Annotated in this window: 16 protein-coding genes and 1 pseudogene; 3 read left to right on the forward strand and 14 right to left on the reverse strand. The window is 59.2% G+C overall.

The window, feature by feature from the left end; translation table 11 throughout:
• Together MLD04_RS10740 and MLD04_RS10745 are read left to right on the forward strand one after the other, a co-directional pair.
• Entirely contained in the window at window positions 1-1,614 is a 1,614-nt protein-coding gene (locus tag MLD04_RS10740) for an ABC transporter ATP-binding protein (protein ID WP_248158044.1), read from the forward strand.
• Window positions 1,615-1,679: 65 nt separating this feature from the next.
• On the forward strand, window positions 1,680-2,465 hold the full coding sequence (locus MLD04_RS10745; RefSeq protein WP_248158045.1) for an enoyl-ACP reductase FabI: 786 nt from the start codon (window positions 1,680-1,682) through the stop codon (window positions 2,463-2,465).
• 45 nt (window positions 2,466-2,510) lie between these two features.
• On the opposite strand, the gene MLD04_RS10750 is transcribed toward MLD04_RS10745, so the two are convergent.
• Window positions 2,511-2,921 (reverse strand): PilZ domain-containing protein, encoded by a 411-nt coding sequence (locus MLD04_RS10750; protein ID WP_248158046.1) that lies wholly within the window; start codon window positions 2,919-2,921, stop codon window positions 2,511-2,513.
• Window positions 2,922-2,934: 13 nt separating this feature from the next.
• On the reverse strand, window positions 2,935-4,755 hold the full coding sequence (locus MLD04_RS10755) for a DUF1631 family protein (protein ID WP_248158048.1): 1,821 nt from the start codon (window positions 4,753-4,755) through the stop codon (window positions 2,935-2,937).
• A 184-nt stretch (window positions 4,756-4,939) separates the two neighbouring features.
• Here MLD04_RS10755 and MLD04_RS10760 point away from each other — a divergent pair, with 184 nt between their 5' ends.
• Complete coding sequence (locus MLD04_RS10760; protein WP_248158050.1) at window positions 4,940-6,013, forward strand: 3-deoxy-7-phosphoheptulonate synthase; 1,074 nt, start codon at window positions 4,940-4,942, stop codon at window positions 6,011-6,013.
• Between the two features lie 54 nt (window positions 6,014-6,067).
• Here the strand turns inward: MLD04_RS10760 and cobA are convergent.
• The 12 genes and pseudogenes from cobA to trpA all read right to left on the reverse strand — a co-directional run.
• A pseudogene (cobA, locus tag MLD04_RS10765) lies at window positions 6,068-6,991 on the reverse strand (uroporphyrinogen-III C-methyltransferase); the annotation flags it as partial.
• On the reverse strand, window positions 6,934-8,208 hold the full coding sequence (gene serS, locus MLD04_RS10770; RefSeq protein WP_248158053.1) for a serine--tRNA ligase: 1,275 nt from the start codon (window positions 8,206-8,208) through the stop codon (window positions 6,934-6,936). The pseudogene cobA and the gene serS, both read right to left, overlap by 58 nt.
• 85 nt (window positions 8,209-8,293) lie before the next feature.
• The gene (locus tag MLD04_RS10775; RefSeq protein WP_248158055.1) at window positions 8,294-9,631 is read right to left on the reverse strand and encodes a replication-associated recombination protein A; all 1,338 of its coding nucleotides are present in this window, start codon (window positions 9,629-9,631) and stop codon (window positions 8,294-8,296) included.
• Window positions 9,631-10,302, reverse strand: coding sequence for an outer membrane lipoprotein periplasmic chaperone LolA (gene lolA, locus MLD04_RS10780; protein WP_248158057.1), 672 nt, complete (start codon window positions 10,300-10,302; stop codon window positions 9,631-9,633). The genes MLD04_RS10775 and lolA overlap by 1 nt, the downstream gene beginning before the upstream one ends.
• A 12-nt stretch (window positions 10,303-10,314) precedes the next feature.
• Complete coding sequence (locus tag MLD04_RS10785) at window positions 10,315-12,915, reverse strand: DNA translocase FtsK (protein WP_248158059.1); 2,601 nt, start codon at window positions 12,913-12,915, stop codon at window positions 10,315-10,317.
• 24 nt (window positions 12,916-12,939) lie between these two features.
• Window positions 12,940-14,163 carry an O-succinylhomoserine sulfhydrylase gene (locus MLD04_RS10790; protein WP_248158061.1) on the reverse strand — a complete coding sequence of 408 codons (1,224 nt, stop codon included), beginning with the start codon at window positions 14,161-14,163 and terminating at the stop codon, window positions 12,940-12,942.
• Window positions 14,164-14,196: 33 nt separating this feature from the next.
• A complete protein-coding gene (gene purF / locus MLD04_RS10795; protein ID WP_248158063.1) occupies window positions 14,197-15,720 on the reverse strand; it encodes an amidophosphoribosyltransferase in 1,524 nt (507 codons plus the stop codon).
• A gap of 36 nt (window positions 15,721-15,756) precedes the next feature.
• Window positions 15,757-16,335 carry a CvpA family protein gene (locus MLD04_RS10800; RefSeq protein WP_248158065.1) on the reverse strand — a complete coding sequence of 193 codons (579 nt, stop codon included), beginning with the start codon at window positions 16,333-16,335 and terminating at the stop codon, window positions 15,757-15,759.
• A 90-nt stretch (window positions 16,336-16,425) separates the two neighbouring features.
• Complete coding sequence (locus MLD04_RS10805; protein ID WP_248158067.1) at window positions 16,426-17,091, reverse strand: SPOR domain-containing protein; 666 nt, start codon at window positions 17,089-17,091, stop codon at window positions 16,426-16,428.
• Between the two features lie 103 nt (window positions 17,092-17,194).
• On the reverse strand, window positions 17,195-18,505 hold the full coding sequence (gene folC / locus MLD04_RS10810) for a bifunctional tetrahydrofolate synthase/dihydrofolate synthase (RefSeq protein ID WP_248158075.1): 1,311 nt from the start codon (window positions 18,503-18,505) through the stop codon (window positions 17,195-17,197).
• A complete protein-coding gene (gene accD / locus MLD04_RS10815; protein ID WP_248158079.1) occupies window positions 18,489-19,415 on the reverse strand; it encodes an acetyl-CoA carboxylase, carboxyltransferase subunit beta in 927 nt (308 codons plus the stop codon). Before accD ends, folC begins: the two co-directional genes overlap by 17 nt.
• A gap of 45 nt (window positions 19,416-19,460) precedes the next feature.
• The gene (gene trpA / locus MLD04_RS10820; RefSeq protein WP_248158085.1) at window positions 19,461-20,273 is read right to left on the reverse strand and encodes a tryptophan synthase subunit alpha; all 813 of its coding nucleotides are present in this window, start codon (window positions 20,271-20,273) and stop codon (window positions 19,461-19,463) included.
• Window positions 20,274-20,285 lie beyond the last annotated feature (12 nt).

A 20,285-nucleotide genomic window follows, 5' to 3' on the forward strand; every position in this document is an offset into this window, starting at 1 on the left:
ATGAGCAACCTGTTGGATATCGACGAGCTCTCCATTGCCTTCGACGGTGCCGACCCTGTGGTCCGGTCACTGTCATTCCGTGTTGCGCCCGGCGAAACCGTCGCTCTGGTGGGTGAAAGTGGTTCCGGCAAATCCATCTCCGCCCTGTCCGTCCTCAGACTGCTCGACGAACGCCACGCCAGCTACCCCACGGGCCAGATCCGGTTCCGCGGCGAGGACCTGTTGAAAGCGCCCCCCAAAAGGCTCCGGCAGATTCGTGGACGGGAAATCAGCATGATTTTCCAGGAACCGATGACCTCGCTGAATCCGCTCCATAGCGTCGAAAAGCAGATTGGCGAAGCCCTCGCACTGCACAAGGGCCTTAGGGGAAGCCAGGCCCGCAAACGCACCATTGAACTGCTCGACCTGGTCGGTATTCCAAATCCCGAATCCCGCCTGACCAGCTATCCCCACCAGTTATCCGGTGGCCAGAAGCAGCGGGTGATGATTGCCATGGCGCTGGCCAACGAGCCAGACCTGCTTATCGCGGACGAACCGACCACGGCGCTCGATGTCACCGTTCAGAAACAGGTGCTGGAACTGCTGACCCGGCTTCAGGAAAAGCTGGGAATGGCGATTCTCCTCATTACTCACGACCTCAGTATCGTTCGGCGCTATGCCGACCATGTTGTGGTCATGGAGCGCGGCTCCGTCGTTGAACGGGCCGACACAGAGCGATTATTCGAGCACCCGGAACATCCCTATACACGAAAGCTTCTGGATGCCGAACCGCCAGAGGCACCGCTGGCATCCGAACCCCGGCGGGATCACCTCCTGAACGTGCATGGACTGAACGTGCGCTTTCCGATCAAGAAATCCCTGTTCGGAAAAATCCGGAAAGAATTTCACGCCGTCCAGGACGCTGCGTTCCAGCTCCACAAAGGTCAGACCCTGGGTATCGTCGGCGAAAGCGGCAGTGGTAAAACCACCATCGGCCATGCCCTGTTGAAACTGACCGCCAGCACCGGACAATTCCAGCTGGATGGCCAGGAACTGTCCGGCCTGAACCAGAAGGAATTCCGGCCCTTCCGGCGCCGCATACAGATTGTCTTTCAGGATCCGTTCGGCAGCCTTAGCCCCAGAATGTCCATTGCCGACATCGTGCGTGAGGGACTGGAAATCCATGATTCGGCGAACGCCGGGCAGCATGACGAGAAAGTGATCCGGGCCCTGGCCGATGTCGGGCTGGACCCGGAAGCCCGACACCGATACCCCCACGAATTTTCAGGGGGGCAACGGCAGCGGATCGCGATCGCCCGCGCCCTGGTGCTCCAGCCGGATCTCATAATCCTCGACGAACCGACGTCGGCCCTGGACCGAACCGTTCAAAAGCAGGTGATCGAATTGCTCCGGGATATCCAGACCCGTTATGGACTAAGCTATATTTTTATCAGCCACGATCTGGCAGTCGTGCGGGCACTGAGCCACAAACTGCTGGTGCTGCAACACGGCAAGGTGGTCGAATACGGAGATGCCGTCGACATCTTCAGGGCGCCCAGGCAGCGCTATACCCAGGAGTTGTTGAACGCCGCGTTCTTCTATCAGGCCCCACGCGAAGCAACTACGACCAATTGAGCGTTACCCTTGGCAGACCAGTTGAGGATAATGCTCGAAAATCAGGAACACAGGGAGAATCACCCATGGGAATGCTGAGTGGCAAGAAAGCGCTGATTGTGGGCGTTGCCAGTAAACACTCGATTGCCTACGGCATCGCCGAATCTTTCGCTCGTGAAGGCGCGGAAATGGCCTTCACCTATCAGAATGAAAAGCTTCAGTCCCGGGTAGAGAAATTTGCCGAGCAATGGGGCAGCAAGCTGACCTTCCCCTGCGACGTGGCCAGCGACGAAGAAATCGAAAACGTGTTTACCGAGCTGAACAAGCACTGGGACAACATCGATATCATCATCCACGCCGTCGGTTTCGCACCGGCCAATGAGCTGAACGGCAACTATGTCGATGTCACCACCCGTGACGGGTTCCGCATTGCCCATGACATCAGCTCCTACAGCTTTGTCGCCCTGGCCAAGGGCGCCCGGAAGATGATGCACGAGAATTCCTCCCTGCTGACCCTGAGCTACCTGGGTGCCGAGCGGGTTCTCCAGAACTACAACGTGATGGGCCTTGCCAAGGCATCGCTTGAGGCGAACGTTCGGTATATGGCCGCGAGCCTGGGCAAGGAAGGCATCCGTGTAAACGGAATCTCAGCCGGCCCGATCAAGACGCTCGCAGCGTCGGGGATTGCCAGCTTCCGTCGCATGCTGGCTGAAAATGCCAAGCGGGCTCCTCTGCGCCGGAATGTGACCACGGAAGAGGTAGGTAACGCAGCGGCGTTCCTGTCGTCGGACCTGGCCAGCGGTATTACCGGCGAGATCATGTACGTCGATGCCGGCTTCAATATTACCGGTATGGGTGAGCTGGACGAGTAAGCCCGTCCCATTTTCCAAAAGCCGGCGCCCTTGACGCCGGCTTTTTTATTCCTCCGCCATCGCCCTCGCGACGGCATCCACCCACTCGACGTAAGCGGTTTCGTCAGACTCCACGATGTGCATGCCAACCAGGAATGCGCCATCGTTCGGCCGGCACCAGATGACCTCCACCGTCAGCCTGAATGGTTCTCCAACACTCGACAGGGTAACGGTGACGGGCAACAGCGCACCAATGGATACCGGCTCCGAGACAGACAGGCAGAGCCCACTGGCGGAGATATCCCGGATGTTGCAGGTCAGCTGACGGCCGTCACCCTCCCCATCGCCCTCTTCCGGCATCACGGCCTCAAGTTCCAGCACGGCTCTGGCCCGGGCCGTCAGTCGATAATCCGACCGGTTATCGCGATCGTCGGAAACGTCCTGGTTCCGGCCGAATTGGTAGTCAAGATCAGTCATTATTGTTATTCCCTCAGTTTCTACCCACTCGTATTCTTCCGACCACACGGGTCAGGGTGTCGTCGAACTCGGCGCTGCTGCCGAGAATACGAATCCGGTCTTCCAGAATCCCCTGCACCAGATCGGATTCCAGGAATTCCTGTCGGTTGAGCCCCAGTCGATCAACAAACACCAGCTTTCGGGATGCGTTGATACGCACGGCCAGCTTGAGCCTCTGGGGATCCCGTTCGGGTTCAGCCCGAACAGTGATCCATCCGCCGAGCTTGATGCCCGCTACCTGCTTTTCCGCCAGAAGCGTTCGTTCACGAAGGTCCCGCTGGCGCTCGGCTTCCTCGTCGGCGATTCGCTTCTGCTCGATCTCTTCCCGCTGACGCGCAAGTTCCGCTTCACGTTCCGCCTCGCGAGCCCTCCGCTGCTCGGCTTCGGCCTCCCGTTGCAACCTCAGCGCTTCCGCCCTGGCCCGTGCTTCCTGTGCAGCACGTTCACGCTGCTTGCGCTGTTTCTCGCAGACGTCGGCCAGAACCGACACCGTGTCTTTAAGAACCTTTCCAAATGCGGTCAGCTCAGGCAGCGGCCGGAGCAAACCAGCATCCATTTCCTTCTTGAATTCCACCCAACCCTGGAGCCCAAGCTTGACCCCTGCGCCATTGGTCCAGAGAACCTCCCCGGAATCCTCAAGGAACGCAAAAAAATACCGCCGTTCCTGCTTCTGGCCTTCACCATTGACGAACCAGCGATCGGCAAGCCTCTCGAGCTCTTCCGGTTCCGGTTTTGTGGTACTCAGCCAACCAGACTGCCAGGTTAGCGGCGCAGGCGTGGACAAGGGGTCGACCAGATCCACCGACTCACCACGCAATCGAGCCACGAGTACCGATTCGATACCGTCCAGGGCGCCAGCAGGCAAGGGCTCCGACATCACCCGTTGCCAAACGTCTGCCACCCGGTCGCCCAGCTGTTCCCCGACCTGATAGAGGCGGTTCCGGTCCTTGTCCGAGAGCGCCGGGTCGCCGGCCCAGACCAGCCATTCCAGCAATTTGCTGCCGTGGCGGAGCTCCTCGCTGTCGACACCCGAGGACCAGGCCGCCTGCTTCAGCAGTCGATACCAATTGTCTCTCAAAAAGCGGGCAACCGGCTCCGGCAAACGACGATTCTGCAGCGCCCGGCCCAATAACGCCCGGGCGATCTGATCTGCATACCGCTGGCGGGACGCGCCCTGCTCGGTCTCCAGCAACCGCCGGGACAGTTTTTCAACCTGAGCCTCCCGCTTGCGGGCATCGGTCGTCCAGTCTTCGCAAAAGCGCTTCAAGGCAGCGATTCCTTCGTCCTCAAAGGTTGCCGAAACAGCCACTATGAGGGACTGGAGCTGGTCCAGCAGCGCCTTTCCGGATCGGCCACCGGTGTTGCTCCAACCACGCCACTCCTGGAGACCATCGAGCCACTGGACCAGGTCCGGGTCGAAAGCACGGGGGCCCTCCAGATTCATTCTCCAGGCGAGATAAAATCGCAGCCGTGCAATCCTGCGGCTAAGTTCCGGATGGAGCCCACTGGTCTTGAGGAAAAGGTCCATTATGCGATCTGCAATGTACGCTGCGTTCACCTGTCGGACCGACCAGTCCAGATTCACCGAACGAATCACATGTGTGACCCGCTCGTCGCGCTGCTCAGCCCAGCAGGACGCCATCAACGGGCGCCAGTCACTGACATCCCCCTCGGCGAGTTTGCCTGGAGGGTAAGGCAGGTCCGGAACACGGATGCCTGCCAGGATCGCATCAATGCCGCCGGAGAGTGCGCCCCCCGGCGATGCGGTACCCGATTTCTTGCGTGGTTCTGACATCCGATCCCCGTCGCCCGGAAGCGTTGAAAAGGCCCTGTAAATAACGCAGTATAACCAACTCGTCGGGGTTTATCGCAACCGACCCCGACCGTTTATGCCGTTAATCAGTATTCCTCGAAATAACCGGTTTCCGGACTCAATTCTCGAAGGGATATATCGACCAGAACCGGGGAAACAGAACAACATGTCGGGTAAGAAATTAGAAGATCTGAACGTGGCCAGCACGGAGACGCTCATTACACCGGAAGCGCTGAAATCGGAAATGCCACTTTCAGACCAGGCAGCCGAGACGGTTGCCAACAGTCGGCAGGCAATCTACGACATCATGGACGGTAAAGACCATCGTCTGTTTGTCGTCGTGGGCCCTTGCTCCATCCACGATGTCGACGCAGCACGGGATTATGCCAAACGCCTGAAGGCACTGGCCGATGAGGTCAGCGATACCCTGCTGATCGTGATGCGGGTGTATTTTGAAAAGCCCCGTACCACCGTGGGCTGGAAGGGCCTGATCAACGATCCTCACCTGAACGATACCTTCGACATCGAGCAGGGCCTTCACATCGGCCGCCGACTGCTGCTGGACATCAATGAAATGGGCCTTCCGGCAGCCACCGAGGCGCTGGATCCGATCTCCCCGCAGTACCTCCAAGACACAATCGCCTGGTCCGCCATCGGTGCGCGCACAACCGAATCACAGACTCACCGCGAAATGAGCAGTGGCCTGTCCATGGCTATCGGGTTCAAAAACGGGACCGACGGCAGTCTCGATGTTGCCGTGAACGCCATGAAATCCGTGTCGCATCCCCACAGCTTCCTGGGCATCGACCAGAAGGGCCAGGTCGCGATTATCCGTACCAAAGGCAACAACTACGGCCACGCGGTATTGCGTGGCGGCGGCGGCAAGCCGAATTACGATTCGGTCAGCGTTGCCCTGTGCGAACAGGCACTGGAAAAGGCAGGATTGAGAAAGTCCATCATGGTCGACTGCAGTCACGCCAACTCCAACAAGGATCCGGGAATCCAGCCGTTGGTAATGCAGGACATCACCCATCAGATTCTTGAAGGCAATCAGTCGATCCAGGGCCTGATGGTAGAGAGCAACATCAACTGGGGCAACCAGTCGATTCCGGAAAAGCTCGAAGACCTGAAATACGGTGTTTCGATCACCGATGCCTGCATTGACTGGCCGACCACAGAGAAGGCCATCCGGGAAATGCGGGACAAACTCAAGGACGTGCTGCCAAAGCGGACGGCCTGAGTTCGAGCGATAGAGCAAAAAAGGGAACCCGCGGGTTCCCTTTTTTCATGGCGTTCAGCTATTCGGTTGCGGTGCGCCACCGGGCAGGCCACCCACCCAGTCCAGTTTGCCACGCAGGTTCACCACTTCGCCGATAACCACCAGCGTCGGTGGCCGTATCTGCTCCGCATCTACCTGGGCAACAATGGTGTCCAGGGTGGCGGTAACCACCTGCTGGTCCGGCGTGGTGCCTTTTGAAATCAGGGCGACGGGCATGTCGGGAGACATCCCGTGCTGTACCAACTGCCGCGCAATCACCGGAAGGCCGACCAGCCCCATATAGAACACCAGGGTCTGGTTGTTCTGGACGAAGTCGGTCCATGGCAAGTCGCAGGTGTCATTCTTCAGATGACCGGTGATAAACCGGACGGACTGGGCATAGTCGCGATGGGTCAGTGGAATACCGGCATACGCGGCACAACCGGAAGCAGCCGTGATGCCCGGTACCACCTGGAACCGGACCCCCGCCGCCGCGAGGGTTTCGATTTCTTCGCCACCCCGGCCGAAAATGAAGGGATCCCCTCCCTTCAACCGCACCACCTTTTTGCCCTGCCGGGCCAGATCCACCAGCCTCTGGTTAATCTGCTCCTGGGGCAAGGTGTGATTTGAACGCTGTTTGCCCACATGGACCTTTTCAGCGGTGTCGGGAATCAAATCCAGAATCGGCGGTGAGACCAGTCGATCATAGAGTACTACCTCGGCGGACGTGATCAGACGCCAGGCTTTGAGAGTCAGTAACTCCGGATCGCCGGGACCGGCACCGACAAGCGCCACTTCGCCCTCCGAGTTGTTCGGATTACGAGTGACCGGGTTGGTCCTGTTACGCACCGGTCCCGGCCGGGCTGCAACGCCCGAAACGGGACCTGAAGCGGGACGCTCCGTCATTGGATCACTTCGAGCCCGCCCATATAGGGCTTCAGCGCTTCGGGAACCGCGATACTGCCATCCGGCTGCTGGTAGTTTTCCATAACCGCAATCAGGGCCCGGCCCACGGCAAGTCCGGAGCCGTTAAGCGTATGAACCGGTTCCGGTTTGCCCGTGTCCGGGTTCCGCCAGCGGGCCTGCATGCGACGCGCCTGGAAATCCCGGGTATTGGAGCAGGAGGAGATTTCCCGATATTTGTCCTGTCCGGGCAGCCAGACCTCGAGATCGTAGGTTTTCGCAGCCGAAAAGCCCATGTCGCCGCCACACAGCGTGACCACCCGGTACGGGAGCTCCAGGCGCTGCAACACCTTCTCGGCATGGCCGGTGAGCGCCTCAAGGGCCGCGTCCGAATCTTCCGGTCGCACCACCTGCACCAGCTCCACCTTGTCGAACTGGTGCTGCCGGATCATGCCACGGGTGTCGCGCCCGTAGGAACCGGCCTCACTCCGGAAACAGGGAGTGTGGCAGACCATTCGCAGGGGCAGCTCTTCGGGGCCAAGTATGGTGTCTGACACCAGATTGGTGGCCGGCACTTCAGCAGTGGGTATCAGGTACAGTGGATGTTCACCTTCGGTCTTGAACAGATCTTCCTCGAACTTGGGCAACTGCCCGGTGCCGTAGAGCGTCTCCGCATTCACGAGGTACGGCACGTATGCTTCGAGATAACCATGCTCTCCCGTATGCAGGTCCAGCATGAACTGGGCCAGTGCCCGGTGCAGCCTGGCAATACCACCGCGCATCACCGCAAACCGGGAATGGGCCAGCCTGGTAGCCGTTTCAAAATCCAGGCCGTTCAGGGCCTCGCCCAGCGAGACATGATCCCTGGGCTCGAAATCGAAAGCGCGGGGCTCACCCCAGGTCCGGATCTCGACGTTGTCGTCCTCGCTTTCCCCGGCGGGTACGTCTTCGTCCGGCAGGTTCGGAATGCCGGACAGAAAGGCATTGAGCTCCTCCTGCAACCCGCGGAGGGATTCCTCGGCCTCGGAGCGCTGCTTCTTCAGGTTCTCCACTTCCTCCAGAAGCGGCTGGATATCCTCGCCGGCGGCTTTGGCCTTACCGATGGATTTGGACCGCTTATTCTGCTCGCTCTGCAACGTCTCAGTGCGCACCTGAAGCTCACGGCGACGCTCTTCCAGTTGCTCGAAGGCAGCAACATCGAATTCGAAATTCTTGATGGCCAGCCGGCGGGCAATCTCTTCGGTCTGGGTACGGACGCGTTTGGGATCGAGCATGGTAGTCCTGGTTTTTCCGGTTTTCGAAGTGGGTTCAATGACCCGCCATTATACCCGCACAAACGGCGCTGGCCACCGTCGGACCTCAGGAATACCGTTTGTTCGGGCTCTGGTCATTCAGGGCATCGAGGCGCTGGCGCTTTTCCGCAAGCTTGATTTCCAGACCGCGCTGAACCGGCTGGTAGTAACGGCGTTCGTGAATCGCCTCCGGCAGATAGGATTCGCCCGCCGCAAAGGCGTCCGGCTCGTCATGGGCATAGCGGTAGGATGCGCCATGCCCCATGGAGGCCAGCAGTTTGGTGGGTGCGTTTCTCAGGTGAACGGGAACCTCGAGATCCGGATCCTGGCGGATATCCGCCATACACTGGTTGAATGCCTTGTAGACCGCATTGCTTTTAGGCGCCATCGCCAGGTAGGTCACCGCCTGGGCCAAGGCCAATTCGCCCTCGGGCGAACCCAGCCGCTCCTGACAGTCCCAGGCATCCATGGCAATGCGGAGGGCTCTGGGATCAGCGTTACCAATATCTTCACTGGCAATCCGCACCAGGCGCCGGGCAACATAAAGCGGGTCACAGCCGCCGTCCAGCATCCGACAAAGCCAGTACAGGGAACCATCGGGATCGGATCCACGAACCGACTTGTGGAGCGCCGAAATCTGGTCATAAAACACGTCTCCACCCTTGTCAAAGCGGCGCAGACTGGTTTGCATCACCTGCTCAAGCACCGCCTCCGATACCGTGTCCCGGCCCTCGGCATCAGGCTCGGCAAGATCGGCCGCCACTTCCAGGATGTTCAATGCTCGGCGGGCATCGCCGCCGGAGGCGGCGGCCATCAACTCAAGAACCCGGTCCGGCACCGCGAGTCGCCCTGCAAATCCATGACCGGAATCAAGAGCGCGCCGCAATAGGGTGAGAACCTCGGCTGCCTCCAGGTTTTTCAGCACATACACACGGGTTCGGGACAGTAAGGCGCTGTTGAGCTCAAAAGACGGGTTTTCCGTGGTGGCCCCGACAAAGATAAACGTGCCATCTTCGATGTGGGGAAGAAAAGCGTCCTGCTGGCTTTTATTGAAGCGATGCACCTCATCAACGAACAGCAGGGTGTCGCGGCCTTCCGACTGTTTGCGATTGCGCGCGCGCTCCACCACCGCACGAATGTCCTTGACGCCGCTGAGCACGGCCGACACGGTTTCAAACGCGAGATCGCCAACGTTCGCCAGCAGGCGGGCAAAGGTGGTCTTGCCCACCCCCGGGGGGCCCCAGAGAATCATCGAATGGAGCTGACCCTGTTCGACGGCTCGCCGGAGAGGCTTACCCGGCCCCACCAGGTGAGTCTGACCGACGTAATCATCCAGTGTTTCGGGGCGCATTCTCGCCGCCAGCGGCTGGAAGCCCGCCTCCTGGCTGAAGAGATTCTCCTGCATCAGCTCCCTTCCCGGATGACATCCACGCCATCCGGATAGTCCAACGTGAAAGCTCCGGCATCGATGGTGTCATTCAAACGGATATGGTCGAAGCTCAGTATGCTAAGTTGCGAGAGCGAATCACGCATCCGCATTTCCTGGAGCTCTCCCTGGAAGAAGCTCAGGCGCAGCGATGTAAACAATGAATCCGGGCTACGGGGTTCCAGGGTGAACTCACGGGTATGCTCGCCAAGCTTGCGTTCGCTGACCCGGTAGGTTTCGTCCAGGTTATCCACCTGTCCGCTCAGCAACAGGGCCGGCGTAGACTGGACCCGCCCGTCGAGCTTCTGAATGGTCACCTGTTCAAGGTCGGGATCGTAAACCTGAACGGTCTTGCCATCACTGACGATGTATTGGGAAAGCGGTTTACTGGTTTCCCAATAAAACAGACCGGGTCTTTTCGCCTTGAGCTTGCCATTCGTCTCCTGCACCTGGTTGCCCTTTTCATTCACAACCACCTGAATGAAATCTGCCTGATAAGTCTCGTAGCCTCCCAGAATGTCAGTCAGCTCGCTGGCCGCCTTCGCTCCAGTCACTTCGATTGCGGCGCTGTCACCGTCAGCAAACGCCGGAACGCTGAATGCCAGGGCTGCTATCAGGGCCAATACACATTTCATCGGGGAACACGTCATTCAGTTCCGCTCCTAGTCTCTTGGCGGTGGTGGCGCCAGCACTTCCCGGGCTCCGTTATGGCCCGCCGCACTCACCACACCGGACGCTTCCATGGCTTCCACCAGGTTCGCGGCTCGGTTGTAGCCAATCTTGAATTTACGCTGGACCGATGAGATCGATACTCGCCGGCCCTCGGTCACAAACGCGACCGCCTCGTCGTACAGGGAATCCCCTTCGCTATCTCCCCCGCCTTCGCTGAGGCTGGGAACTCCGGGCAACTTTTCGCCCTCTGCGCCGGTCAGCACGTCATCGACGTATTCGGGCTCGCCCCGGTCCTTCCACGCGCTGACCACGCGATGCACCTCGTCGTCATCGACAAAGGCACCGTGAACCCGAACGGGCAGGCCGGAACCCGGCGGCAGGTACAGCATGTCGCCGTGCCCCAGGAGCTGCTCCGCACCGCCCTGATCGAGCACTGTCCGGGAATCAATCTTTGAGGACACCTGGAAAGAGATCCGGGTCGGGATGTTGGCCTTGATCAAACCGGTAATGACATCCACGGACGGACGTTGGGTCGCCAGTATCAGATGAATGCCGGCGGCACGGGCTTTCTGGGCAATCCGGGCGATCAGCTCTTCCACCTTTTTGCCCACGATCATCATCATGTCGGCAAACTCGTCGATCACCACGACGATAAAGGGCAAGGTTTCCAGCTCCGGATGGTACTGCTCTTCGTTATCCAGGTACTCATCCGGCTGCCACAAGGGATCCAGGATCGGTTCTCCCGCGGCCCGGGCATCCTTCACCTTCCGGTTGAAACCGGCAAGGTTACGAACACCGAGCTTCGCCATCAGTTTGTAACGTCGCTCCATCTCGGCCACACACCACCGGAGCGCGTTTGCGGCCTCCTTCATGTCGGTAACCACCGGCGCCAGGAGATGGGGTATGCCGTCGTAGATACTCAGCTCGAGCATCTTGGGATCGACCATGATGAAGCGGACTTCTTCTGGCGATGCCTTCAGCAGCATGCTCAGCAGCATCGCATTCACACCGACGGACTTACCGGAGCCTGTGGTACCGGCTACCAGCAGGTGCGGCATCTTCGCCAGGTTGGCCACCATGGGATTACCACCGATGTCGTTACCCAGCGCCAGGGTCAACGGCGAGGAACTCTCCGTGAAGACCCGCGCCCCGAGCACCTCGGACAGGCGTACCATTTCCCGCTCTTCGTTCGGTATCTCGATACCCACCACGGATTTACCGGGAATCACTTCGACCACGCGAACGCTGAGCACCGCGAGGGACCGGGCCAGGTCCTTGGCAAGGTTGGAGATCTTACTGACCTTCACCCCGGGCGCCGGTTTGATCTCAAAGCGGGTGATCACGGGGCCGGGATTGACTTCAACCACCTCTACAGAGACGCCAAAGTCGCCCAGCTTTTCCTCAAGCAGCCGGGACATATGCTCGAGGGATTCCTCGGAATAGCCCCGCTCCTTATGCTCCTCCGGCGGATCCAGCAGTGAAATCGGCGGAATCGGGCTTTCAATATCCGCCAGCAGGGAACCCTGCTTTTCGCCTTTGCCGGGTTCGCGGTTCGTCGGTTCATCTTTCTTGAACGGTGAAATCTTGAACGACCGCGCAGGCGCCTCATCGGATGCTTTTTTCGGCTTTGGAGCAGGCTTGCGATCGACCATGGTGTCGTCGATGCCGTCACTGGCCGTAAAGTGCTCCAGTCGCTCCGGTTCAGACGCCGGCGGCGCCGACATACCTTCGACAGCGGGTTCGAGTCGGGTGGTATCCGGCTTTTCCGGGGCGACTTTCCGCCGTTTAAAGCCGGGAATCCTGTGCCACCAGCGATCGGTTTTGGAACGGGTTTTTTTAGCCGCTTTAGCCTCAACCCGATCATTAACAATCGGAGGCGGCTCCTTCCTCACTTTCTTTTCAGGCCGGCCTTCCGGTTGAGCGGCGCTGCCGCTCTTGTCGACTTTCGCCGGAGACCAGAGGCCTTTGAGGAACTCGCCTACGCGTAGCGTCAGTCCACCAACCTGATCCATTAACCAGAACCAGGACAGCCCGGTGGTCACAGTCAGCGCGAACAGGAAAATGGCAATCAGCAGGAGCGTGGTCGCCGGAAGATTGAAGAACCGCACCATGGCGTCGGAGACGGCCGCACCCAGAACCCCCCCGGATGACACTGTCAGGCCGAAGACCGAATACAGCGATAACAGGCTGGTGGCGGACAGCAGAATCAGGAGAAATCCGCCAAACCTTACCAGGAACAGCGGCCAGTGGAGGTCCAGGGAATCGTTGCGGCGCCGGATCAACATCACGGCATATCCGGCGACCATCATCGGGAACAGGTAGGCGACTGCCCCGAAAAAATCCATCAACAGGCTCGCAAGCCACGCCCCTGTGCGGCCGGCGTAGTTTCGAACCGTGGTATCGTGGCCAATACTCGCCCAGCCCGGATCGCCCGGCGTGAAGGTGACCAGGGCCATCGCAAGATAGATGGTGAGCGCGATCAGCGCGATCACCGCACCCTCTCGAGCGCCCTGCCCGACAAGGCGGTGAAAGCGTTGCTGTTTCTCGGTCAGATCCCGGGGTGTCTTCTTCGCGTTCGCAGTTTCGGCCATGAATGCTCTAACGTGTCCGTTGCTTTAAGCGCGAAGGGCGGCAAAGCCCCGGTCGAGATCCGTCTTCAGGTCTTCGACCGCTTCAATGCCCACCGATAACCGGATAAGGTTTTCGGTGATGCCTGCGCGCTCCTTGTCCTCGGGCGACAAACGACCATGAGTCGTTGTAGCCGGATGGGTCACCGTCGTCTTCACGTCGCCCAGATTGGCAGTAATCGATATCATGCGAGTGCCGTCGATAAAACGCCACGCTTCGTCGCGCCCGCCTTTCAGGCAGAACGACAGAACACCGCCAAACCCGCTTTGCTGGGCCCTGGCCAGCTCGTGCTGGGGGTGACTCTCCAGACCTGCATAATACACGGTTTGCACCGCATCCTTCTGCTCCAGCCACAGCGCCAACTCTAACGCATTGTCGCAATGGGCACGCATACGAATCGGTAACGTTTCCAGGCCCTTCTGGAACACCCAGGCGTTGAACGGACTCATGGTCGGCCCGGCCGAGCGTAGGAAGGCATACACTTCCTCCAGCAGCTTGTTCGGACCGACGACAGCCCCACCGACGCAACGGCCCTGTCCGTCCAGGTACTTGGTTGCCGAATGGACGACAATGTCGGCACCCAGCTCGAGCGGACGCTGGAGCACGGGCGTACAAAAGCAGTTGTCCACCACCAGAAAGGCATCGTTGGCTTTGGCCAGGCGGGACAGAGCCCCCAGGTCCGCCACTTCGCAGAGCGGATTTGACGGCGTCTCGAGGAACAACATACGGGTTTCGGGGCGAATGGCGGCTGACCATTCATCCAGATCCGTCAGGCCCACAAACGTGGTCTCGACTCCGAACCGCGCCATGTATTTCTGGAACAGAACGTTGGTGGTGCCGAAAACGCCCCGGGAACAGACGACGTGGTCGCCGCTCTTGAGCAGTGCGATACAGGTACTCAGGATCGCAGCCATGCCAGAGGCAGTCGCAACGGCGCGTTCACCGCCTTCCATCGCCGCTATCCGGCCCTCAAAGGCCTGTACCGTCGGGTTGGTGAACCGGGAATAGATGTTCCCCGGCTCTTCCCCGCCGAACCTGGCTGCAGCCTGTGCGGCACTGCCGTAGACGAAACTGGATGTCGGGAAGATCGCATCACTGTGTTCAAGCTGGTCGGTCCGGATCTGCCCTGCCCTGACGGCCAGCGTTTCCACGGACATACCTTCCAGATCCGATTCGGGAATCTGGACGGTTTCTTCTCTGCGATAGGTCATGGGTTTCTCCTGACGGACAGCTTGGGCAAACAGTCAATCTTCATCATTATGCAGATCTATGATTCCATTATCCGACGAAGACATCCCGGGCTGGGTTCGCTTTTCATCCTTGCGGAGATCTTCCAGCTTGTTCAGATACGCCTGATCCACATCGCCGGTGACGTAGTTTCCGGTGAAAACCGAACACTCCCACCCCTCGATGGATTCATTGACATCATTAACGCAGGCGATGAGATCCTCGAGATCCTGGTACACGAGCCAATCCGCTCCGATCAGCTCCCGGATCTCCTCGACGGTGCGATCGTGGGCAATAAGTTCATGGACAGAAGGCATGTCGATGCCATACACGTTCGGGAAGCGAACAGGCGGCGCTGCCGAGGCGAAATAGACATTCCGTGCCCCCGCATCCCGGGCCATCTGCACGATTTCCTTACAGGTGGTGCCGCGAACAATGGAGTCGTCGACCAGCATCACATTCTTGCCCCGGAACTCGAGGTCGATCGGGTTCAACTTCTGGCGCACCGATTTCTTGCGCATTTTCTGGCCGGGCATGATAAAGGTCCGGCCGATGTACCGGTTCTTGATGAAGCCTTCCCGGAATTTCACGCCGAGCCGGTGCGCCATCTGCATCGCCGAGGTCCGGCTGGTGTCCGGAATCGGGATGACCACGTCGATATCGTGCTCCGGACGTTCCCGCAGCACCTTGTCCGCCAGGGTCTCGCCCATACGGAGACGCGCCTTGTACACAGACACTTTGTCGATAATCGAATCAGGGCGGGCAAAATAGACGTGTTCGAAGATACAGGGGTACAGGTGAGCTTCGTCCGCACACTGCTGCGTGTAAAGCGTGCCATCCGTCTCAATGTAGACAGCTTCCCCCGGAGCAATGTCACGCACAAGCTTGAAGCCAGCGGCACTCAAAGCCACGCTCTCGGAGGCAATCATATACTCTTCGCTGCCATCTTCGTTTTTCCGCACCCCGAAACAGGCCGGACGGATGCCGTTGGGATCGCGGAAGCCGACGATTCCATAGCCGGTAATCATCGCAATGGCCGCATAGGCACCCCGGCAGCGCTTGTGGACGGCCTTGACCGCGTAAAAGATTTCATCCTTGGTGGGCACCAGTTTGCCAAGCTTCTGAAGCTCGTGCGCAAACACGTTCAGCAGCACCTCGGAATCCGAATTGGTGTTGATGTGGCGCAGATCCGTCCGGAACAGGTCGCGGGCCAGCTCATCGGCATTGGTCAGGTTGCCGTTGTGGGCGAGCGTGATTCCGTAGGGGCTGTTGACGTAAAACGGCTGGGCTTCTGCCGAGCTCGAAGTACCGGCTGTCGGATAGCGGATGTGGCCAATTCCGACATTCCCCACCAGGCGGCGCATGTGCCGGGTGTGAAACACGTCGCGAACCAGTCCGTTGTCCTTGCGCAGATAGAAGCGATCATCCTGAAAGGTAACAATGCCCGCTGCGTCCTGGCCACGGTGCTGAAGTACAGTCAGTGCATCATAGAGCGACTGATTGACGTTGGATGTACTGACGATGCCGACAATGCCACACATGGATAGGATGTTCTCCGAGTGTTGATACTTGAAATGTTAGCCAGAAGCAGAAGCGGCTTCCATGCTCCCGTCAGCCGAACCGGGGTCCGGCTTTCCGGATTGTCCCGCAGGCTTCTCAGCGGGCCCCAGGAAACGCGCAAATTCATCGCCGAATGTACGCCGGGACCAGTCTTCAACGACTGCGAGATGATTGATCATGATGGATTCCCGCCACCAGGTATCCTGGGACAGCGGGGTGTATCGGGTAAAGGCAATGGCAACAATAACCACCACTACCCCACGTAACAGGCCAAACCCCATTCCGAGCACTCGATCCGTCGCAGAAAGCCCTGTCGCCCGAACGAGATGTCCGATCATGTTGTTGACGATGGCTCCGACGATGAGCGTGCCGAAAAACAGGATGGCGAACGCCGCCACAAGGCGGACCAGCGGTGTCTCCACCGTATTTTCCAGTAGCGATTGCATCTGGGGGTGAAACGTCCGGGCGAGGATAAAGGCGGCAACCCAGGTCACCAGCGACAATGCCTCCTTGACGAACCCCCGCTTGAGACTGATCAGCGTGGAGACCGCAATGAGGACGATGATGACCCAGTCAATCCAGATCAGCGCTTCCATGAAACTTCCGGTGGCGTAACGAAAGCGCGAATTCTATCAGGAATCCGGGCAGCGCCAAACCGCCTGTTTCCAAGAAACACCAACAAGGCGTTATTTGTCACCCTCGGTGACCAGACTCTTCAGACCAAACGCCTGATCAAGTTTCTTCTTGGCCGCCTCAGCCTCGGATCTGCTGGCAAAGGGACCACTGAAGACCCGCACGAGCGTTACGTCGCCCCGTTCCACTTCCTGAAGGTGGGAATTATACCCTTTTTCCCGCACATTATCGCGCAGACGGCGGGCATTATCCGGATTCCCGAAACTGCCCAGCTGAACCACCCATGCTCCCTTGAGCGACCCGCTGTATTCGACACTGTCAGGCGCCTGAGCGGTAGCGTCGGCGGGCGACTCGGCAGGAGATTCGGCGGAAGCAGTCGGAGCTTCGGCACTCTCAGCCGCCGGCGCACTGGCGTCGTTGGCAGGCGCGGAGGCATCGTCCTTCTCTACCAGGCGGTAGTCCGGTGCGGACGTCTCGTTACCCGACGATCCGGAGGTGGTCCCGGTGGCTGATTCGGTGGTGGTGCCTTCATCGTAGGACGGCGCGGGCGGGATATCTTCAGCAGGGGTATCCACTTCCGGGAAGGGGGGCTCTTCCGGAATCTGGATCGACGTGGTGGTACGCTCGGAATGAGGCTCATCAAAAATCATCGGCACGAAAATAACGGCCAAAGACACCAGCACCAGTGCACCGATGATCCTCTGTTTCAATCCGTCCACGCTGTCACTCCCGTTGTCACCTGTCCAGCCTTCAAAGCGTTACTGCCGATGGTAAACGGCCCATTCCCAGAACTCAAAGCGGAACCGGCGCTATGGACAAAGTTTAAGATGCATTCTTTTTCAGGGCGGTCCGGGCCTGCCCCACCGTATAGAAAGATCCGGTCGCTATAATCAGGTCCGGTTCGGAAGCGGCCTGCCGGGCCTGATCCAGGGCTTCTTCCACAGACTGGCAACGATGCACGGCTGGCAGACCGGCCGCTTCCAGTCGTTGAGCGAGTGCATCGACACCCAGGCCACGAGGCACATCCAGCGGCGCGATGAACCACTCATCAACTTCCGGCGCCAGGGCCCGGGCAACACCTTCAACGTCCTTATCGCCCAGAGCCGCAAACACGGCAAAGACCTTTCCATCCGGCGCCCTGAGCCGACCCAGCTGACTCGCCAACCAGCCGGCCGCATGGGGGTTATGGCCAACGTCCACAATCACACGGGGGCTGCTGCTGATGGTTTCAAAACGACCAGGAAGGGATAACTCAGCCAGTGCCTGTTCCACCACAGATACCGGCAGCTCCGGCTCAAGGGTCCGAACAGCCACAACCGCGGCCGCTATGCTTTTCACCGGTAACGGCCCGTCCGGCATCCGGAGAGTCTCGCCCCGGTAATTCAGCACCAACTCGCCGGTGTTGCTCTCCGGGATTTGCCGGATGGTGTAGTCCTCACCCAGCCTGGAGAGAGCGACTCGCTGGGCGTGAACCTGCTGCAGCACCGATCTCGGCGGAGCATCGTCTGCGAATACCGCCGGGATCCCGGGACGAAGAATGCCGGCTTTCTCGAACCCGATCACTTCCCGGTCGTCGCCCAGGAAAGCAACGTGGTCGATGTCGATGGACGTAATAATTGCAAAATCGGCATCGAGAACATTGACCGCGTCCAACCGTCCGCCAAGCCCCACCTCCAGGATCCAGTCTTCAACGCCGGCCTCGGCGAATGCCACGAACGCAGCCAGGGTCCCGAATTCGAAATAGGTAAGAGAGACATTCTTACGGGCCTGTTCGACGGCATTGAATGCCCGGATAAGCCCATCGTCGTCGATATCGATGCCGGCAATGCGGACCCGTTCGTTGTACCGATGAAGATGCGGAGAGGTATAGGCTCCGGTTCGCCGGCCGGCCCGCATCAGGAGTGCCTCAAGGGCGGCAACCGTACTTCCCTTGCCGTTGGTTCCGGCTACCGTAATGATCCGGGCATTGGGTTTACGGGGAAACAGCCTGCGCAATACCAGCAGAACGCGGTCAAGGCCCAGTTCGATTTCGGTGGGGTGAATGGACTCGAGGTAGTCAAGCCATTGTTCAAGGGTGGCTGCCTCCCCCGGCGCAACCGGGGGAGTCCGGACCGAACTACTGCTCGGGGGCATCGTCTTCCGGCTTTTCCGTGATTTCAAATTCGATGGGTGCTTCCGTTCCAGGCTTGTCCTGGCCGGTAAACTTGGCGAGTACGTGGGCGATCCGCTCCCGCATCTGATGCCGGTGAACAATCATATCCACGGCACCATGTTCAAGCAGGAATTCGCTGCGCTGGAAGCCTTCCGGAAGCTTCTCACGGACCGTCTGTTCAATCACGCGGGGCCCGGCAAACCCGATCAACGCATTGGGCTCCGCGATGTTGAGATCGCCGAGCATCGCCAGGCTCGCTGACACCCCGCCAAAAACGGGATCGGTCATCACGGAGATATAGGGAATGCCTTCCTGCTTCATGCGCTCAAGAACCGCCGCCGTCTTGGACATCTGCATCAGGGACAGGATGGCCTCCTGCATACGCGCACCGCCACTGGCTGAAAAACAGACAAGGGGAATACGCTCCCTCAGCGCCACATTGGCCGCCTGCACGAATTTCTCCCCGACAACCTGGCCCATGGAACCGCCCAGGAAATTGAACTCAAACGAGCATGCCACCAGGGGAACATTGAGCGTCGTTCCCTTCATGGCAATAAGGGCGTCTTTCTCGCCCGTGGATTTCTGGGCGTGAGAGAGACGATCCTTGTAGCGTTTGGTGTCCTTGAATTTCAGCCGATCCCACGGCTCCAGGTCGGCTGCGATCTCTTCCCGGCCGTCTTCGTCGAGGAAAATGTCCAGACGGCGACGGGCACTCAGACGCATGTGATGGTTGCATTTCGGGCAAACATCCAGGTTTTTCTCAAGTTCCGGCTTATAGAGAAACGCGCCGCATTTGGGGCACTTTTTCCAGAGACCCTCGGGAACACCGGTTCTCTGCTTGGATTCCGAGCGAATCTTGCTCGGCATGATCTTGTCCAGCCAGTTACTCATGATTCAATCCTGTCCGTTGAGGCCTGCCTGCCCGGAATTAACTGCTCAGGAAGCCAGGCTATCCAGTGCTTCGCGCATTGGGTGGAGCAAATCGGTCAAAGCTCGCTTGAGTTCAGCCGTATCTGCCTGATTTCTGGCTATTGTATCGACCAAAACACTACCAACAATTACACCATCGGATACCCGACCGACCGCAGCCGCCGTCTCCGCGTCGCGGATTCCGAATCCGACACCCACCGGGAGCGCCGTCATTTCGTGGATGTGAGCCACTTTTGATGCGACTTCGTCGACATTGATTCTGGCGGCGCCGGTCACACCCTTGAATGAAACATAGTACACATAGCCGGAAGAGTGCTCGCTGATCGCCCGAATCCGATCATCCGTGGTGGTCGGCGCCAGCAGGAAGATGGCGTCAAGCTTACGCTGGGTAAACAGCGGCGCAACGTCGTCGGCCTCCTCAGGCGGAAGATCCACGGTCAGGATGCCATCAACCCCCGAATCCACGGCGGCATCGGCAAACGCTTCATACCCCATCGCTTCCATAGGGTTCAGATAGCCCATCAACACGACCGGGGTCCTGGCATCGGTTTCCCGGAAGGTTTTGACCATACCCAGCACCTGTCGGAGCGAGGTACCGTGTTTCAGAGCCCTTTCACAGGCCAGTTGAATTACCGGGCCATCCGCCATCGGATCGGAGAACGGCACGCCTAACTCGATGATGTCGGCTCCCGCTTCTACCAGCGTGTGCATCAGTTCTACCGTGACATCCGGATGCGGATCACCTGCGGTAATGTAAGGAATCAGCGCCTTGCGCCCCTGTCCTTTGAGGGTTTTCAGTACCGCTTCAATTCGGCTCATGCCCGCTCCCTA

It is taken from the genome of Marinobacter koreensis (genome assembly GCF_023156285.1).
GTDB classification, from domain to species: domain Bacteria; phylum Pseudomonadota; class Gammaproteobacteria; order Pseudomonadales; family Oleiphilaceae; genus Marinobacter; species Marinobacter koreensis.

Bases quoted from the DNA above. Each gene is read 5' to 3' on its own strand.
- MLD04_RS10740 (WP_248158044.1), top strand. From the start codon at position 1: ATGAGCAACCTGTTGGATATCGACGAGCTCTCCATTGCCTTCGACGGT.
- MLD04_RS10745 (WP_248158045.1), top strand. From the start codon at position 1,680: ATGGGAATGCTGAGTGGCAAGAAAGCGCTGATTGTGGGCGTTGCCAGT.
- MLD04_RS10750 (WP_248158046.1), bottom strand. From the start codon at position 2,921: ATGACTGATCTTGACTACCAATTCGGCCGGAACCAGGACGTTTCCGAC.
- MLD04_RS10755 (WP_248158048.1), bottom strand. From the start codon at position 4,755: ATGTCAGAACCACGCAAGAAATCGGGTACCGCATCGCCGGGGGGCGCA.
- MLD04_RS10760 (WP_248158050.1), top strand. From the start codon at position 4,940: ATGTCGGGTAAGAAATTAGAAGATCTGAACGTGGCCAGCACGGAGACG.
- serS (WP_248158053.1), bottom strand. From the start codon at position 8,208: ATGCTCGATCCCAAACGCGTCCGTACCCAGACCGAAGAGATTGCCCGC.
- MLD04_RS10775 (WP_248158055.1), bottom strand. From the start codon at position 9,631: ATGCAGGAGAATCTCTTCAGCCAGGAGGCGGGCTTCCAGCCGCTGGCG.
- lolA (WP_248158057.1), bottom strand. From the start codon at position 10,302: ATGACGTGTTCCCCGATGAAATGTGTATTGGCCCTGATAGCAGCCCTG.
- MLD04_RS10785 (WP_248158059.1), bottom strand. From the start codon at position 12,915: ATGGCCGAAACTGCGAACGCGAAGAAGACACCCCGGGATCTGACCGAG.
- MLD04_RS10790 (WP_248158061.1), bottom strand. From the start codon at position 14,163: ATGACCTATCGCAGAGAAGAAACCGTCCAGATTCCCGAATCGGATCTG.
- purF (WP_248158063.1), bottom strand. From the start codon at position 15,720: ATGTGTGGCATTGTCGGCATCGTCAGTACATCCAACGTCAATCAGTCG.
- MLD04_RS10800 (WP_248158065.1), bottom strand. From the start codon at position 16,335: ATGGAAGCGCTGATCTGGATTGACTGGGTCATCATCGTCCTCATTGCG.
- folC (WP_248158075.1), bottom strand. From the start codon at position 18,505: ATGCCCCCGAGCAGTAGTTCGGTCCGGACTCCCCCGGTTGCGCCGGGG.
- accD (WP_248158079.1), bottom strand. From the start codon at position 19,415: ATGAGTAACTGGCTGGACAAGATCATGCCGAGCAAGATTCGCTCGGAA.
- trpA (WP_248158085.1), bottom strand. From the start codon at position 20,273: ATGAGCCGAATTGAAGCGGTACTGAAAACCCTCAAAGGACAGGGGCGC.